A 15785-nucleotide genomic window follows, 5' to 3' on the forward strand; every position below is an offset into this window, starting at 1 on the left:
TTAAGTTGATAAACTGGAGCCTAATCATATTTGAATAGGCTCCATCAATACCCCTTAGTTATTCGCGTCCCTTTTGTAGCTCGCTAATCAGCTCACTAAAGTCGTGGGTATCAGCTTTTTGCACTGGCGGGTAATCTTGTAGTGACTTGATATGTTCCATCAGCAGCTTTTGTACAGGCTCGTTTAACCATTGTTTTCGCTGTAAAGCTTGTGAACGATCGATCGTTGAACTGAAAGACTCATATGGGTCCATATGCAAATTGTAAATAATCGGGAATTTTTGTTTTACATACGGTTCATAGTAGTTTTCGCTAGTTTCAAAATTTAGCTTCCACTGTTTATACCGTATCGCTTTGATGCTGGACTCGTAGTAATAGATAAAGTTATCTCGAGCGCTGTCTTGGGTTTTACCTTCCCAATAATCCAGATTATTTACACCATCGATGTATTGTTTCCGTTTTTTCAGCATTTTTTCACGTACATCTGGCGCACCAGCGGCTGCCGATAAGGTAGTAAAAACATCCATATGTGATTGCATGCCAGTTCGAACTTCACCAGCAGGGATATGACCTGGCCAGCGAACAATCATAGGGACTCGAACACCACCTTCATATGTGGTCATTTTCTCACCGCGAAATGGCGTTGTGCCACCGTGTGTTTTAGCACTGTGCTCAGGACCATTGTCAGTGGAGTAAACAATAATCGTGTTATCAAGTACTCCCATTTTCTGCATAGAGTCCAGCAACTCACCTATTTGCATGTCATGTTCAATCATGCCGCTACCGTAGGCGTCATGCTCGGTATTTGAGTCGGCAGCTAAGTAACGATGAGATTCTCTGAGGTGGGTAAACATGTGCATACGACTGGTATTTAACCAAACAAAAAACGGCTTGTTGCTGTCTTTGCTTTGTTGCATGAAGTTTTCTGCCGCTGCGATAAATTCATCATCCACGGTTTCCATACGTTTAGTCGTTAGTGGACCAGTATCTTCACACTTCTGTTTACCTACTACGCCAAAGCGCGGATCCTCAGTTTTATCGACCTTGTCGGTCGCATAACAATGTAGCACCCCGCGAGTACCGAACTTTTCCTTAAACGCTGGGTCTTTGGGATAATCATATTGCTCAGGTTCTTCTTCGGTATTTAAATGGTAAAGATTGCCAAAAAATTCATCGAAGCCATGAACAGTAGGCAAGTGTTCATTGCGATCGCCAAGGTGGTTCTTACCAAACTGGCCACTACGATACCCCAGTTCTTTTAGCACTTCTGCTAACGTTGGCGTCTTTTCATTGAGTCCAAGTTTTGCCCCCGGTCGTCCAACGGTAGTCATACCGCTACGAATTGGATATTGGCCTGTAATCAGAGCGGCTCGGCCAGCAGTGCTTGAAGGCTGGGCGTAATGCTCTGTAAACATAATCCCTTCGTTGGCTAGTCGGTCGATATTTGGAGTTTGGTAACCAATCACCCCTCGCCCATAAGCGCTGATGTTAGTCCAACCAACATCATCGGGGAAAATGATTAAAATATTGGGTTGCTTTGCTTCTGCGGCCCTTACCGCAGGGGCGAGGCTCATTGAAGCCAACAAAGCCGTTGCTAGTAATGTTTTTTTCATTTAAAAGTACCTTAAAAATTTACTTCTTTTAGAAATAATTGTTCTAGACACTATCGACATCACTGCTTTACGTTTAAATATCTAGCCTAGTAGTAAACAAGTTTTAAACGTTCATACATATTGTTTTCAAAGACGATAACTGGTCATTCAGCCAGTTATATTTTGAGTTAGTCGACAAATTTGAAAAACTTAACGCAACGCTAAATATAGACCATTTTTAATGGCCCTTAGCTTGATTCTTGATTCTTGATTATTGTCTTTATAAGAGGTTATTCCCCTTAAATCACTGATATTAAAACTGCTACTGTATAAATTAGTTCAATATATGACAAAGGAAACGCGTCAATAATCTTAGGTGGCAGACACCGGCCAGGAATGACTTAGGTAACTTAGTGTGCTAATCGTACGCTTAGGTGGAGCTATTTAGTTACCAGTGCCAGATTGTTTATCTGCTAGTACATAAAACCTAACTCAAATAGAGCCTGCCACATGCCCTAGCCCTGCTCTTTTTTGCGGATCTCGTAGTAAACCATGCTGCTTTTCAACTACTCCAACCACTAGGCATTAGCCACTCGTCGCTAAGCTAGCCAACTATACTTCTGGTAAGTTTCGAAATCGCCCACTGAGTTGGAGGTCTATAATGCAATTTATCAAATTTTTAGGCTTTGATGCTGTTAAATGGCTTCTGCTATTAACAGTCTTTGTAGTACCTCCAGCCTTAGCTAGCGTAGATAAGCAACCGCAACTCCGACCCGGCACGGTGCTTTATAAAATCAATAAGAATGCTCAAGCGGACGAGCTTAAAGGATTGAACGCGCTGCTTAAAAGCCAAGGACTGATTAAACAAAAAATATTAAATGGCAGCCAAATCACTATCGCTACCTTCCAAGATCATGGGCGTGAAACAGCGATTGCTAAGATACTCAAGCACAGTGGCTATGTGGAATTTGCCGAGCCTGATTACGCCTTACCGCCCAGCTTGCAAGCTAATGATCCAGATTTTGCGCTGCAATGGCACCATAACAATGCCAAAACCGCCCTAGCTTGGGATGTGGCCACCGGTAGTAACGCAGTATTAGTAGCGGTGTGTGATACTGGATTCGACGTTAACCACCCAGATCTTGCTGCCAACCTGCGAACCGATTTGGCCTTCAATGCTCAAGATGGCTCTAACTATATTCATGATGCCAACGGTCATGGCAGCGGTACAGCGGGTACCCTGGGTGCGGTGGGCAATAACGCTACTGGTGTGGCCGGAGTCAATTGGCATGTAGACATTATTCCAGTTCGCATCGCTATTAGTGATAGCAACAGCTCTGCTTACATCTCTACTATGGCGACTTGTATTGAATACGCCGCGGATAATGGGGCGCGTGTGGTCAACCTCAGTTACGGCGGTATTCAATATTCCTCCATTGACGCAGCGGCGCAGTATTTACGCGCACGAAACGGTTTATTGTTTATGTCTGCCGGCAACGATGGTCGCGAGTTTAGCACTTATCCAGACTACATCAGTTTTGTCGGTGTGGCAGCTACAGATAAAAACGACAACCGTGCTAGCTTCTCAAACTGGGGCACATACGTTGATATTACCGCGCCAGGGGTAAGCATTCGTACCACCTATAAAAACGGCCAATATGTTTACTACAGCGGCACTTCGTTCTCATCGCCACTGGTAGCGGGTGTGGCGGCGCTAATGGTAGCGGCTAACCCCGCGATTACAGTCAGTGAGCTTGAAAATGGATTGTTTTCCACCGCGACGGATATTGGCACAGCTGGCGATGACAACGTTTATGGGCATGGCTTGGTAAATGCTCAAGCCGCGGTAAATTACGCCTTAAATCTGGGCAATAGCGTCGCACCAGTCGCCACTATTGATGTAGCTAATAACTCAGTACCTTATGGCACTGCGATAGAATTAAGCGCCCTATCGTCTTATGATGAAGATGGCAGCATCGTGTCTTACCAGTGGAACTTGGGTGATGGCACCAGCTCAAATCAAGTAGAGCTCAGCCACCTCTATGCGGCGGCGGGTACTTACCAAGTGAGTTTAACGGTCACCGATAATGATGGCCTAAGTGGCAGTGCTACACAATTGGTTCAAGTCACTAACAACCTACCTGTTGCCGTTATCAATGACTTAGCCGCGAGTTACCCTATCAACCAAAGCATTGCTTTTAACGCTTCGGCCTCTAGCGATAGTGATGGTTACATTAGCCTCTATGAATGGGATTTTGGCAACGGAGCAACAGCCACAGGAGAAACGGTGGATTATGCCTACGCTTCAGCAGGAGATTACATTGTTACGCTTACTCTAACCGACAATGCGGGTGGCATGAATAGCGCTACGGTGAGTATTCAAATTACCGATCCTAATGTACTTAACGCGCCCAGTAGTTTAAGCGCTTCAGTTGAAGCGGCGATTGTCACTTTGAACTGGTTAGATAACAGCAGCACTGAAGACCACTTTATTATTGAAAGAGGCGTGAAATACCGAGGCAAACTACGCTTTGAGCAAATAGCCACCTTGAGTGCAGACTCCACCACTTTCCAAGATGCGGTGCCAGACAGTGGTGAATATAGCTATCGGGTTAAAGCGGTCAATAGCTACGATGAAGCGTATTCAGACACCATTAAGGTCACGGTGGATACCGGTGGTGCTGTGCCTCCCGAGCCAGAGCCAGGAGCAATGTCTGCACCTAGTAAGCTAAGCGCTGTACAAACTGGTGCGCTGGTTGAGCTTAACTGGCAGGATAATTCTTCCGACGAGTTGGGCTTTTATATTGAACGCGGTGAAAAAACCAAAGGGCAAATCCAGTTTTCTCGTATTGCGGTGGTCGTTGCGGGGATCTCGTCATTTGCCGATGATGTCAGTTCACTCGCCTCTGGCAACTATGCCTACCGCGTACAGGCCTATCAAGATGGAGAAGTCTCGGATTTCAGCAATGTGGTAGAGCTGCGTATTAAGTAGCGAAGCTAGCTTCAGCCTATTGATAAGGCCGCCGGGGTAGCCGGTGGCCTTATTAGCCCTGAGTATATGCAGCCTTTAGCTATCTGATTCACGGCTATAGTTGGCCGCACACCAGGCTTGCAAATTCTGCTTTTAAGCTGCGTTAGCTTAGAAGAAGCCACAGATCGCACGGCCAATTATTCTATAACGCCTATTAACACCTCATTAAACAATCGCCTATACCTATCATAAGCATAGAAACAGTCGCTTTTACTAAATGATAATAATTATCAATACTAAGACTGTAGTAACAAATACAGTTTAAAGAGGACACAACGATGATTAAAACAATAACTTTTGCCGCAATTCATTTCACTATCGCGACCTTGGTGGCATTTATCTTAACCGGCGATTTTTTGTTAGGTAGCTTGATCGCCATGATTGAGCCCACCATCAATACCGGTGCATTTTATGTTCATGAGAAAATTTGGCAAAAAGTGCCTCAGTTAAAGCGTCATGAAGCCATGACCCAAGTAAAAACCGCGAGTTTCGCCGTTATACACTTTAATGTGGCCTTCAGCGTGACTTACTTGTTAACTGGTGATGCCTTTATCGGTGGCCTAATGGCAACCGTAGAGCCAACAATTAACTCTTTTGCCTACTTCTTCCATGAAAAAGTGTGGTTAGCCAAAATGCGGACTCAAAACCACGTAGTTTGTGCTTAAATCGTTTGTTGTGTTTCCTCTACTAAAGCCTCTGCAAAGAGGCTTTATCTTTTCTCGGCGACTTGCTGCTTAGTTAGATCTAAACTCATTCCCTAGCCCGTGTATCTCTTTGCCTCATATTATCCGCCTAAGCATTGTTGGATGTTTGCGCCTTCTGCTTCGCTTGGCGCTTCAAAATAGCTGGATACATGGTGAAACATGGTTTCAGTATCAAATTGGGCTCGCTCAGGCTGCTCAATACGACGTTGCGCGAGCTGCGCTAAGCATTGCCGATCACTCAGATTTAAGTAAATAAGTTGATGCTCACAACCGAGCTCCGCGCATAGTGTTAAAAACCAGCTACGTTGTTGGCGAGTATTAGCCGGGAAATCCATTACCACAGCGCAGCCAGTCGCTAATAGCTGTTGTACATGTTGTTTAATAAAGGGCTTTATTTGCCGAGATAAGTTGATGTAGTCGTCAAAGCTGTTGATTTGCTGAGGGTAATGCGCCGCTAACCACTCATCTTCAGATATGAGAATCGCCTGCTGTTGCTTGGCGAGTGCTTTAGAGCGGGTCGACTTTCCCGCGCCCATTTTACCGCAGAAGAAAAATAATTTGCCTAGTTGTGCCATACGCTGTGTTGTCTCTTTTTTGCCCTTAAGTAGGCAGTCTACAAAACTTAAAGAGTTAGGCTAAGTAATATTTAGCTGATTGAACAAATTCGAACTGTGGCGGCGGGTGTTTGTTTAGCCCAGTTGTTCACGCCGTTATATTGGCAGCTATAAGCCAGAGTTGTTAGTGCTACGAGATTCATCTAAGTCTCGGTTTATCTAACTAAAGCAAGCTTGCTCAGCATATCAGCCTAGGTGAACAGCAGTGCCGACTTATCTATATCGAAGCTAAGATAAGGCCACCGATTTAATCGAGCACCACACCGACATACCCAGTTTTAGCCCTAAATCATTCAGTGATTTTCGAGTGATGTTGGCTAACAGGTGGGCTCCATTGCTTAATTCTAATACCAGCAATTCGTGACCATTGGCTTGGTCGGGCGAGCGTTGCTCTACAATCACTGCGGGCAAGCGATTGATTACCGAGGTATCTTGCGGCTGGTTGAGGCTAATTGATACGTCTGAAGCTAATACCCTACAGCGATAACGCTCACCTATCTTGCCTATGTGTCGGGGGGCCAAAATGTTTAAGCCGTTCATATCTAGTTGGGTAATGTCGTAGTCTAAGTAGGCTTGTACTTTGGTATCGAAAATACTGCCTAGCTCGCTATCAAATACCGATTCTAAGCGAGGGTCAGACATCACTTTAGGTGCCGCGTCACTCACCACCACCGAGCCCTTGTCAAATACCACGATGTGATCGGCTAAGCGCGCGAGCTCTTGCACCGAGTGCGTCACATACACAATGGGTATCGATAGTTGGTTACGTAGCCGTTCTAAATAAGGAAGAATTTCTTGTTTGCGCTTAACATCCAGCGCCGATAACGGTTCATCCATCAGTAATAAACGAGGAGAGGTTAACAAGGCACGGGCAATTGCGACTCGTTGTTTTTCACCACCCGATAATTGGTGAGGAGCACGATTTAATAGATGCTCTATACCCAACAAGGCGGTCATCGCTTCGAAGCTAATTTTTCGCTGTGACTCTGCGACCCGTTTCAGGCCAAACAGGAGGTTATCTTTCACCGACAAATGAGAAAACAAGCCAGCTTCTTGAAACACATAACCCAATGGTCGCTGATGTGTTGGCAAAAACTGTTGTTTGCTGGAGTCTTGCCATACCTGGTCGCCAATGGAGAAATACGAATGCTCAAACTGCTCTAGTCCTGCCATGGCACGCAAACAGGTGGTTTTGCCCGAACCAGATGGACCAAACAATACGCTAATGCCTTTATCGGGCAAGAGTAAATCAACGTCAAGAACAAAGCCTTGGCGTCTAATACAAAATTTTGCGTAAATCTCGCTCACAGCTTGTCCTTAACTAAAACGAAGTCGATAACGGTTGTTCACCCAATGCATCAACAATAAAGAAGCAAAAGAAAACAGCATTAAGCCGCCGGCCAACAGGTGCGCCTTGCCGTATTCCAAAGCTTCAACATAGTTGTAGATCTCCACCGACATTACTCTGGTTTTGCCCGGAATATTACCACCAATCATCAATACTACGCCGAACTCTCCCAAGGTATGACAAAAACCCATAATGGACGCAGAAAAAATCCCCGGCCAAGCTAATGGCAAGGTAACGTGAAAAAAGGTATCGCTTGGGCTGGCTCGCAAAGTGGCCGCCACTTCGGCGGGTTGAGAACCAATGGCTTCAAAGGCATTTTTTAAGGGTTGAATAACGAAAGGCAGCGAGTGAATAGTACAAGCCACGGCAATGCCAGCGAACGAGAATGGCAGTTGCGCGATGCCCAATTTATCTAAAGCTTGGCCAAAGGCGCTATTGGGACTGAGTAACACCAATAGATAAAAGCCCAGCACGGTAGGCGGTAATACCATGGGCAAGGTACATACGGCCTCCACCACGCCTTTAAAACGGCTTTGGCTGTGACTTAGCCACCAACTAATTGGAATGCCTATCACCAGTAGTGCGGCGGTAACGATAAACGCCAGCTTGAGCGTTGTTGCAACCACTAACCAATCGACCATATTACCGTCCTAGCCTTTAAACTTACTGATATCCATAGCTTTTTATAATCGCTTGGGCGCGCTCAGTTTTCAAATAATTTATAAAGGCATTTATTACCGGGTTATTTTGCCCCTTTCGTAAAATCACCGCATCTTGCAAAATGGGCTGATAATAATCTATGGGAACTTGCCACACCGAGCCCTCACGATATTGACCTTGCTTAAAGACTTGGGACTTAGCCACAAAACCTAATTCGGCGTTGCCACTAGCAATAAACTGATAGGTAGGATTTAGCCCATTACCCAACACCAATTTGGCTTGAACTGCCTGCCATAACGCCATCTTGCTTAAGCTTTGCTGGGCCGCGAGCCCATAAGGGGCCAACTTAGGGTCGGCTATAGCTAAGTGAGTAAAGTCTTGCTGGGTAAGAAGGCTGACAAGATCAAGCCCCGGACTTGTTGACCAAAGCACTAAGCAGCCCTGTGCGTATGTAAAACTGCTAGAACCCAAGCCCTTCTCTATTAGTGTTTGTGGGCGCAAGGTATCTGCAGCGAAAAACAAATCAAATGGTGCGCCATTAACAATTTGCGCGTAAAGCTGACCGGTAGAGCCCGTGCTTAACTGTAAGGCATGCTCGGTTTGTTGACTAAAATCGGCATTTAAGGCCTTCATTGGCCCATAAAAATTGTTGGCAACGGCGACAATCGCGCTAGCTGCATACAGCGGCTTGAACCAGAAACAAAGCACAATCAAGCTAATTCGCCATAACCTAAGCATATACATCCTTATACAAGACAAGCAAAAGTGTAGTTTTAACACCTAGATTGGCGCAAAAATTTCATGCCAATCTTAGCATCATCCGATATCTGGGTTCACGGTTAATCGTTCTCGCAAATGATGTCTTCTTCTGGCTCAATTAAACACGGGCTTGGGTTTAATCAAGGCCTCAACTAGACGAGGCAGATGGTTCGCGTAGCCGACTCTGTTTGCTTTCGCTCATCAAGGCTTTAACCACTTGTTCAGCAGGCCGCGGCCGATAGCCCAGCTCGGTTTTAGCCTTATCAATGCAAAGCAGTTCGTCCTTTTTAAAATAGTGGCGAACATTGCCCCTCATTAGCAATGGCGGCTGGCCGCTGATGAAGGCCCAACTTTCAAATAATGTCGCCAGCAATAATTGCAATGATTTACCCAGCTTGTTAGGAATTTTAATCAAAGGATTAATCTGATGGGCTAAGTGGAACAGTTCAGTGGTACTCATAGATTGTTCAGTACCTAGGATATAACGATGCCCCACCCGGCCTTTTTCGGCAGCTAGAATCATCCCCTTGGCGACGTCTTCAACATCGACAAAATTAATATGGTACTGCGGATCGAAGGGTAAGCTATTACTTAAGATTTTATCGATTAAATTCATGGTAGGAGTTAGCTGACGATAAACGTGCCCACCAATCATGGCAGATGGTAATACACTAACCATATCAATATTGAGTTGTTCAGCTAGCCTCCAAGCTAGCTGCTCGGCAGCGTTTTTTGATTTGAAATACATATTGGGAAAATGGCTTCCCCAAGTACTTTCATCCATCACGGCTTGGTTTGCATCTAAAGCTGCAATCGAACTGACATATACGACTTTATCGACACCGTATTCTTTAGCTAGCTCGAAAACATTTTTAGTCTGGGTTAAATTAGCCTGAAGAATGTCTCGTTTGGGATGTCTAGACCAATGAGAAAACACCGCAGCAACATGAAATAAAATATCTACATCGCGAAAAGCACTGGCTAGAGATTGGCGGTCAAACATATCTGCATAAACAATATTGCAATCAAGTCCGATAAACGGCCTTTTATCGTTTATATTCCTCACCGAGCCTTTAACCTTGAAGTGTCCGTGTTTAAGCAACTCCCGTAGCAAGTTGTTTCCCAAATGTCCATTCGCACCAGTCACCAGAACGTGTAGTTGGCTAGTCATAAGCACTCCTATTAATAGTTAGGACTTTAAGCTAACAAACTCGCGCATAATGGAATTTCACAAATGTTAAAAGCGTTTAAATAAGCGCTAATTTTTTTCTTATACGGCTAAGCGAAGGCTGAGTGATGCCTAAAAATGATGCAACATGCCCCAACTGAACTCGCGATTCTAGGTTAGGAAAACTAGCTACAAAATGCTGGTAGCGCTGCTCGGCAGATAAATGTAGGTAAAAGCTGGCCTTGTCTACTTTTTCTGCTAGTAAATATTCTGATATACGTCGTACCAAACTCGACCACTTTGGCAGTTCGCGACTTAGTTGCTGATCAGAGAGTTTGCTAAAGTAAACAAATTCCAAATCGCTAAGTGCTTGAAAATAAAATTGGCTTGGGCCTTGTTGTTGATAACTCGTTAAGTCTACGACAAATTGATTTTCTGCATGAAAGCTCTTAACTATTTCATTACCTTGTTGGTCAAAATAGAAGTCGCCAACCACACCGCGAAGAATGAAATAAATTTTGTTAGAAATGTCGCCCGCCCGCAATAGGAAGGTTTTTGCAGGTACTCGGCCAAACTTTAAATGAGACTGAATAAGCTGTTGCTCAACATCATTAAGCTGCTCAAATTCTTTTAAATAGGTGATAAATGGGCTAGTCACAGTAGTCCTTAAGCGGCTTAGCTCAACCAGAAATGTGCTGATAGATGATGATACTGCCTTATAGCTGAATTTTCGACCACAGCAGGCTCGAAATTTAACTATCCCTTGAAAAGCGTCGTCGGTATTCTCCGGGGCTTAAGCCTAAGGTGCGTTGAAATAGTTTGCGAAATGCACCGCTATCTTGGTACCCGACTTGCCAAGCTATGGTGTCGATTGGTAAACGAGTAAATTGTAGTAACTCACAGCCTTTGGTCACTCTGAGTTGCTGGCAGTATTGCGACACGTTCAGGCCACAGGCCTTATTGAAACGACGCTGAAAGGTGCGCAACTGCAAGCCTGCTAAGGCGGCGAGTTGGGCGACACTAAGTGGCTGAGCAATATGCTCTTGAAGCCAATGTTGTACCCGCAGTATCGCTTTGTCGCCGTGTTGTAGCTTTGGTGAAAACAAACTGTAATAGCGCTGTTCTTGTCTAGGAGGGTCAAGTAACAGACTGCGTGAAACATCGAGCATGCAAGCGGGTCCACATAACCTTTCCACCAAACTTAAGCCTAAATCGGTCCATGCCATTACTCCTCCTGCGGTAATGATGTCGCCATTATCGACTAATAGTTTGTCGATATCCCATTTCACTTGAGGAAACTGCTTGTTTACTTGTTCACGATATTTCCAATGGGTGGTAGCTGCTCGTCCATCTAGTAAACCAGATTCGGCCAGCATAAAAACGCCCACGCAAACACTGGCAAGTATTGTTCCCTGAGAGTGAAGTTGAGTTAGAAAGGGGGCGTGCGCAGCTAGCTGTGGCGGCCCAGCTAAACTGGGAGGTACGATTAATACCGCCAACGTTCTATTGTCAGCTTTCGGCGCTGTATCATATATACGCTGAGCAATGGACTCGCTTAACTGCCAATGACTAATTCGTAACTGAGTTTGGCTTGTATTTTGCGGCCGCTCAAGGTAGCGCTGAGCCATACCAAACAGATCGCTTAAGCCTAATACCGCCGACTGCTGGGCTTGTGGGTAGTTTAAGATCCCTAATTCAATAATGCTGTTTTCCATAATTGTCGCTTTTAGCCTGAATAATGTCATTTATGCCACCAGACAATTCTGCGCCTTCCGGCAACAATGTCAATCTATCAACACAGACTAAGGACGCCAGCATGAAGCAAACCGCACTGTTATTAATCGACTTACAGCAAGAATATGCAACCGAGGGCCTGCTGCCCCTAGAGAACATTGATGAAACCAGCAGCAAGGCCGCGCAACTGCTGGCCTTTGCTCGTCACCATAACTATTTGGTGATACATATACATCATGTTAATCGCCAGGCAAAAGCTAGCTATTTTAAACCTGATTCAATCGGGGTTAAGGTGATTCAAGGAGTAGAGCCAAAAGGGAGTGAAGCTGTCATCATTAAGCATCGCCCCAATGCTTTTGTGGAAACCGATTTACAAACACGTTTAAGCAAACATGGCATCACCAATCTAGTTATTGCCGGGGCAATGAGTCATATGTGTATAGAGGCAAGTACCCGAGCCGCGGTAGACATAGGCTTACAATGCACGGTGATTGAAAATGCCTGCACCACTCGCGAGCTGGAATTTAATGGTGTAACCGTTCCGGCTAAGCAGGTACATGCTGCTAGCATGGCGGCGCTGGCCTTTGCCTACGCCGAGGTGGTGCCATATGAGCAATATATCAGCGCTGTGGATTGAATTCACGGCTGCGACAATCAAGCTATTTAGCAAAGCTAACTAGAAAGGTATTTTTATGGTTAGCCCGGGGCAACAACGCTAATTCAGCGTTGTGTACTGCGACAATGTCTTTACATATCGACATGCCTAAGCCAGCGCCGTTTCCTTGGTCGGAATGGCCCCGATAAAAAGCCTCAAAAATACGTTCGCGGGTGGTGTCGGGAATTGCCTCGCCGTTATCACAGATCAATACCTCTACTTGCTGGGGCTGGTTTTTGAGTTGCAATTGAATTTTGCTGCCATGCCCAGAGTAACGAATGGCATTATCCACTAGATTGCGGAAAAGAACTTCTAATAAAGCCGGATCGCCTAGTACTTCGGCGGTATCGGCTTTCAAGCTGATTTCTTGCTGTTGAGTCAGTGCCAGAGGAACCAAATCGGCAATAATCTGCTGTAGTAAAGGCTTGAGCCTAACCGTGGTAATTTGCGAATGGGATGATGAACCATCCACCTTGGCAAGGGTAAGTAATTGATGAATCAACCTGTCGGTACGGTCGATGCCCAACAGTAGATTATGCAGATCACGCTCGCGCTGCTTGGGATCTTCGGTTTGCATCGCATTTTCGACGTTTAAGCGCAAAATAGTTAACGGGGTTTTTAATTCATGGGCGGCAGCACGAGTAAAGCGTTTCTCTTTCTGCCAAGCTAACTCTAACTGAACTAACAAGGTATTAATCGCATCCACTAGGGGCTGGAGCTCTATTGATTGATCAGCCACATGGATCCGATCTAAACAATGGGCGCTACGTTGTGCCATGGCGATGCGCAGTTGGTCAATGGGTTTAAAATACTTTCTGATTAACCATAATAACACCACCAACAGCGTTGGCAGAAGGAACAGCTGCTCGACCAAAGTGGATAAGGCGATTTCATTGATAATTTCTTCACGAATGCTTTGATTCTCACCTGCCACAATGTACTCGCCTTGACGCTTATCGTCTGGAAAGGAGAGCTGAAAGGTTCGCCATTGCTCTCCTGAGACGAAGGTATCGGCAAAACCTTTAGTGGTAGCCGATTGCGATAAAGCACTCAATTCTGAGGCCGAGCTCCACAGTAACTTTCCGTCTCGATAGAACTGAAATACTAAAAACTGTTCATAGGGGTGGCCAAAGGGGGTCGGTTGGCTATCGTGCTCAGCCAGTTGTTCAATGCGCTGCATCCACAAATCAAAATCATTACGCTGATTAAGCACCCCTTTTTCCGCGTTGGATAAGGACATGGCCAGAAGCATTAATTTGGCCGATTGGCCTAACCTAGCATCATAGACTTCTTCGACTTCGCGCTTGGCTGAGTTAAAACTAAAATACAAGGAAATGATGAGCAATACACTCACCAAAATACCCACTGAGAGGGTCAGCCGGCGTTTGATTGAATAAGGAGTACTATTTTTCAAGAATATAACCTACGCCACGAATCGTTTTTACCGCCACTGTGGGTATTTTTTTTCGCAAATTATGGATGTGAACTTCAATGGCGTTATCGCTAGCGCCTTCGTCCCAGCCATGTAATGACTGTTGCAGTTGCTCTTTGCTTTGTACCCGTCCGGCATTAGTCAGTAATTGGGCTAAAATTTTGTATTCATTGCGGGTCAGTTTTAAAGGCTGTTGCTCAAAACAAATGGTTTGTTCCGATAAGGATAGGGCCAACGGCCCCACTTGGATCAACTGGTTGGCCGTGCCGGAGCGGCGCCGAATAAGTACTCTTAACCGAGCTAACAACTCTTCCAGTGCAAACGGCTTACCAAGGTAATCATCGGCGCCGGTGTCTAAACCTTGCACCCGGTCTTCAATATCATCACGCGCGGTTAATATCATAACAGGAAGATCGTAACCGGCTTGACGGATTTGTCGTAACAGCACAAGCCCGTCAATATCGGGCAAGGTCAAATCTAATATCACCGCGGTAAAATCTTCAGCTTTGAGAGCATTCACCACACCAGCCGCACGGTCTAGCCAGTCAATAGTATAGCCATGGCGACTTAAGGAAGTCACCATGGATTGCCCCAATAAGCTATCGTCTTCAATTAGTAATAAGCGCATTAGTCGGTTAGTTTCGCCATCTTAAGGTTGATTTCTTGCCTGCGACCTTGGTCCGCTAAAGGACGCTCTGCCCTTGGTGCGGCATTTAAAGCCTTAGTAAAGTACATTTTTGCTTCTTGGTTACGCCCTTCTTCTAACAAAAAGTCGCCATAAAAATAGTTAGGGTCAATGCCATTGGGATTAATGGCTAATGCCTGTTTTAACAATTGTTCAGCTTTGCCGTCATCACCGAAACCAATCGGCCACCCCGGTACTTTATAGTATAGAGAACCTAGGCTGGTATAGGCAGAACCGTCTAAAGTTTCTGGCGCGGTTTCAATTACTTGTTCTAACAAGGCCTTGGCCTCTTTGGCCAACGATAACGCGCCCAGGCCTCCTTTTACCCCCGCCAATGAAGCCTTATTAATCGCTAACCATACGGTTAACGCTGGCGTAGGCGGTTCATGGGCTAGCACCTCTTCGGTATGCTGAACTAGTGTTTGAAAACACTGCTTTTGTTCAGACTTTTCCGGCGTATTATACTGGCAAATAGCCCAATTACTTTGAATTTCTTGAAGTTTTGTTTGGTTTGCTTGCGCTGGCAGACTGCTTAAAGTAGATAGCAGCGCCAATGCGCTAATAACGGAAATTGATCTCATGATGCACTCCTAATGCTTAACCCGGTTTAAATGCTGATGAATACTTTCTTTTTGTTTATCAATTGCCGCTGCAACCAAACGAGGAAACAATTGATTAAGCCGAGCAAAAAATTTCTCAGGCCAACCAATCCATTTACACGGAATTTCCTTACGCAACATCGTTAAAAGGTGCTTGGCTACTACCTCGGGGCTATCGGTTTTATTACCTAGTTGTTGATTTAAGCGATTAACGGCTTGGCTATTTAAGGCGGTATCGGTGGCTCTGGGGGCGAGATAGAAAGAGCGGATCCCAGTGTGACTCAATTCTCTATCTAGTGCCTCAGTGAAACGTTGTAAGCCGGCTTTAGCTGCACAATAACTGGTATAGCCGGGGTAGCCAATTGAACCAAAGGTGGAACCGATGTTAACGATATACCCCGGTTGTTTAAGGTGACTCAGCAAGGCTTGGCAGATTTGCATCGGCGCTAGTAAATTCACCTTTAACTCTTGCTCGATTTGTTGTGCCGAACGCTGGCTAAGTAAGGCAAAGCTGTTGTAACCCGCATTGTTTATCAATACATCAATCGCTTGACCTTGCTGAGCCAAGGCTTGCGCCAATTGCTTAATTGCCAAAATACCTGAGGGGCTGGAGATGTCAGCAAGCAAAATTTGGTGCTGTTGGCTATTAGTAAGTTCACTTTGCAAGGTACTTAAGCTGGCTTGGTTTCGGCCAACTAATATCAGCCTAGCCCCTGCTGCAGCCAATGCTTTGGCAGTAGCTTGGCCAATTCCGCCACTGGCGCCAATAAGCATAACTTGGCTGTTGTTAATGTTCATTCTGGCG

General features: G+C 45.3%; 15 protein-coding genes and 1 pseudogene. 4 read left to right on the forward strand and 12 right to left on the reverse strand.

The features are described from left to right. Nucleotides 1–58 precede the first annotated feature (58 nt). Nucleotides 59–1612 (reverse strand): arylsulfatase, encoded by a 1554-nt coding sequence (locus AR383_RS02270; protein WP_229711039.1) that lies wholly within the window; start codon nucleotides 1610–1612, stop codon nucleotides 59–61. Between the two features lie 640 nt (nucleotides 1613–2252). Here AR383_RS02270 and AR383_RS02275 point away from each other — a divergent pair. From AR383_RS02275 to AR383_RS21665, 3 genes and pseudogenes are all read left to right on the forward strand, one after another. Continuing rightward, complete coding sequence (locus tag AR383_RS02275; RefSeq protein ID WP_055731668.1) at nucleotides 2253–4583, forward strand: S8 family serine peptidase; 2331 nt, start codon at nucleotides 2253–2255, stop codon at nucleotides 4581–4583. Between the two features lie 317 nt (nucleotides 4584–4900). Continuing rightward, nucleotides 4901–5044 (forward strand): annotated as a pseudogene (locus AR383_RS21660) (DUF2061 domain-containing protein); the annotation flags it as partial. Between the two features lie 42 nt (nucleotides 5045–5086). Next, entirely contained in the window at nucleotides 5087–5287 is a 201-nt protein-coding gene (locus tag AR383_RS21665; RefSeq protein ID WP_198150229.1) for a DUF2061 domain-containing protein, read from the forward strand. Between the two features lie 119 nt (nucleotides 5288–5406). On the opposite strand, the gene AR383_RS02285 is transcribed toward AR383_RS21665, so the two are convergent. The 7 genes from AR383_RS02285 to AR383_RS02315 all read right to left on the reverse strand — a co-directional run bounded on the left by AR383_RS02285 (nucleotide 5407) and on the right by AR383_RS02315 (nucleotide 11590). Continuing rightward, on the reverse strand, nucleotides 5407–5901 hold the full coding sequence (locus AR383_RS02285) for a P-loop nucleotide/nucleoside kinase family protein (RefSeq protein ID WP_055731670.1): 495 nt from the start codon (nucleotides 5899–5901) through the stop codon (nucleotides 5407–5409). 267 nt (nucleotides 5902–6168) lie between these two features. Further along, nucleotides 6169–7248 carry a molybdenum ABC transporter ATP-binding protein gene (gene modC / locus AR383_RS02290; RefSeq protein WP_055731671.1) on the reverse strand — a complete coding sequence of 360 codons (1080 nt, stop codon included), beginning with the start codon at nucleotides 7246–7248 and terminating at the stop codon, nucleotides 6169–6171. Between the two features lie 9 nt (nucleotides 7249–7257). Next, entirely contained in the window at nucleotides 7258–7929 is a 672-nt protein-coding gene (gene modB, locus AR383_RS02295) for a molybdate ABC transporter permease subunit (protein ID WP_055731672.1), read from the reverse strand. Nucleotides 7930–7951: 22 nt separating this feature from the next. Continuing rightward, the gene (modA, locus tag AR383_RS02300; protein ID WP_055731673.1) at nucleotides 7952–8686 is read right to left on the reverse strand and encodes a molybdate ABC transporter substrate-binding protein; all 735 of its coding nucleotides are present in this window, start codon (nucleotides 8684–8686) and stop codon (nucleotides 7952–7954) included. Nucleotides 8687–8855: 169 nt separating this feature from the next. After that, complete coding sequence (locus tag AR383_RS02305; protein WP_083481470.1) at nucleotides 8856–9878, reverse strand: NAD-dependent epimerase/dehydratase family protein; 1023 nt, start codon at nucleotides 9876–9878, stop codon at nucleotides 8856–8858. A 76-nt stretch (nucleotides 9879–9954) separates the two neighbouring features. Further along, nucleotides 9955–10533, reverse strand: coding sequence for a Crp/Fnr family transcriptional regulator (locus AR383_RS02310; RefSeq protein WP_055731675.1), 579 nt, complete (start codon nucleotides 10531–10533; stop codon nucleotides 9955–9957). Between the two features lie 94 nt (nucleotides 10534–10627). After that, nucleotides 10628–11590, reverse strand: a complete 963-nt coding sequence (locus tag AR383_RS02315) for a GlxA family transcriptional regulator (protein WP_055731676.1) — start codon at nucleotides 11588–11590, stop codon at nucleotides 10628–10630. Nucleotides 11591–11691: 101 nt separating this feature from the next. Between AR383_RS02315 and AR383_RS02320 the strand changes: the two genes are divergently transcribed. Beyond that, a complete protein-coding gene (locus AR383_RS02320; protein WP_055731677.1) occupies nucleotides 11692–12246 on the forward strand; it encodes a cysteine hydrolase family protein in 555 nt (184 codons plus the stop codon). Between the two features lie 22 nt (nucleotides 12247–12268). Here the strand turns inward: AR383_RS02320 and AR383_RS02325 are convergent, their stop codons facing one another. Genes AR383_RS02325 through AR383_RS02340 form a run of 4 tightly spaced genes read right to left on the reverse strand, consistent with a single transcriptional unit; the run spans nucleotide 12269 to nucleotide 15778 of the window. Next, entirely contained in the window at nucleotides 12269–13678 is a 1410-nt protein-coding gene (locus tag AR383_RS02325; RefSeq protein ID WP_055731678.1) for an ATP-binding protein, read from the reverse strand. Next, nucleotides 13668–14324, reverse strand: a complete 657-nt coding sequence (locus AR383_RS02330; RefSeq protein ID WP_055731679.1) for a response regulator — start codon at nucleotides 14322–14324, stop codon at nucleotides 13668–13670. The genes AR383_RS02325 and AR383_RS02330 overlap by 11 nt, the downstream gene beginning before the upstream one ends. Beyond that, nucleotides 14324–14962, reverse strand: a complete 639-nt coding sequence (locus tag AR383_RS02335; RefSeq protein WP_157051624.1) for a tetratricopeptide repeat protein — start codon at nucleotides 14960–14962, stop codon at nucleotides 14324–14326. The genes AR383_RS02330 and AR383_RS02335 overlap by 1 nt, the downstream gene beginning before the upstream one ends. 9 nt (nucleotides 14963–14971) lie before the next feature. Next, the gene (locus AR383_RS02340) at nucleotides 14972–15778 is read right to left on the reverse strand and encodes an SDR family oxidoreductase (protein ID WP_055731681.1); all 807 of its coding nucleotides are present in this window, start codon (nucleotides 15776–15778) and stop codon (nucleotides 14972–14974) included. Nucleotides 15779–15785 lie beyond the last annotated feature (7 nt).

The organism is Agarivorans gilvus, from assembly GCF_001420915.1.
In the GTDB taxonomy this organism is placed as follows: Bacteria; Pseudomonadota; Gammaproteobacteria; order Enterobacterales; family Celerinatantimonadaceae; genus Agarivorans; species Agarivorans gilvus.

Excerpts from the sequence above, each read along its gene's own strand:
- AR383_RS02270 (WP_229711039.1), bottom strand. The coding sequence starts at position 1,612 with ATGAAAAAAACATTACTAGCAACGGCTTTGTTGGCTTCAATGAGCCTC.
- AR383_RS02275 (WP_055731668.1), top strand. The coding sequence starts at position 2,253 with ATGCAATTTATCAAATTTTTAGGCTTTGATGCTGTTAAATGGCTTCTG.
- AR383_RS21665 (WP_198150229.1), top strand. The coding sequence starts at position 5,087 with ATGACCCAAGTAAAAACCGCGAGTTTCGCCGTTATACACTTTAATGTG.
- AR383_RS02285 (WP_055731670.1), bottom strand. The coding sequence starts at position 5,901 with ATGGCACAACTAGGCAAATTATTTTTCTTCTGCGGTAAAATGGGCGCG.
- modB (WP_055731672.1), bottom strand. The coding sequence starts at position 7,929 with ATGGTCGATTGGTTAGTGGTTGCAACAACGCTCAAGCTGGCGTTTATC.
- modA (WP_055731673.1), bottom strand. The coding sequence starts at position 8,686 with ATGCTTAGGTTATGGCGAATTAGCTTGATTGTGCTTTGTTTCTGGTTC.
- AR383_RS02305 (WP_083481470.1), bottom strand. The coding sequence starts at position 9,878 with ATGACTAGCCAACTACACGTTCTGGTGACTGGTGCGAATGGACATTTG.
- AR383_RS02315 (WP_055731676.1), bottom strand. The coding sequence starts at position 11,590 with ATGGAAAACAGCATTATTGAATTAGGGATCTTAAACTACCCACAAGCC.
- AR383_RS02320 (WP_055731677.1), top strand. The coding sequence starts at position 11,692 with ATGAAGCAAACCGCACTGTTATTAATCGACTTACAGCAAGAATATGCA.
- AR383_RS02330 (WP_055731679.1), bottom strand. The coding sequence starts at position 14,324 with ATGCGCTTATTACTAATTGAAGACGATAGCTTATTGGGGCAATCCATG.
- AR383_RS02335 (WP_157051624.1), bottom strand. The coding sequence starts at position 14,962 with ATGAGATCAATTTCCGTTATTAGCGCATTGGCGCTGCTATCTACTTTA.
- AR383_RS02340 (WP_055731681.1), bottom strand. The coding sequence starts at position 15,778 with ATGAACATTAACAACAGCCAAGTTATGCTTATTGGCGCCAGTGGCGGA.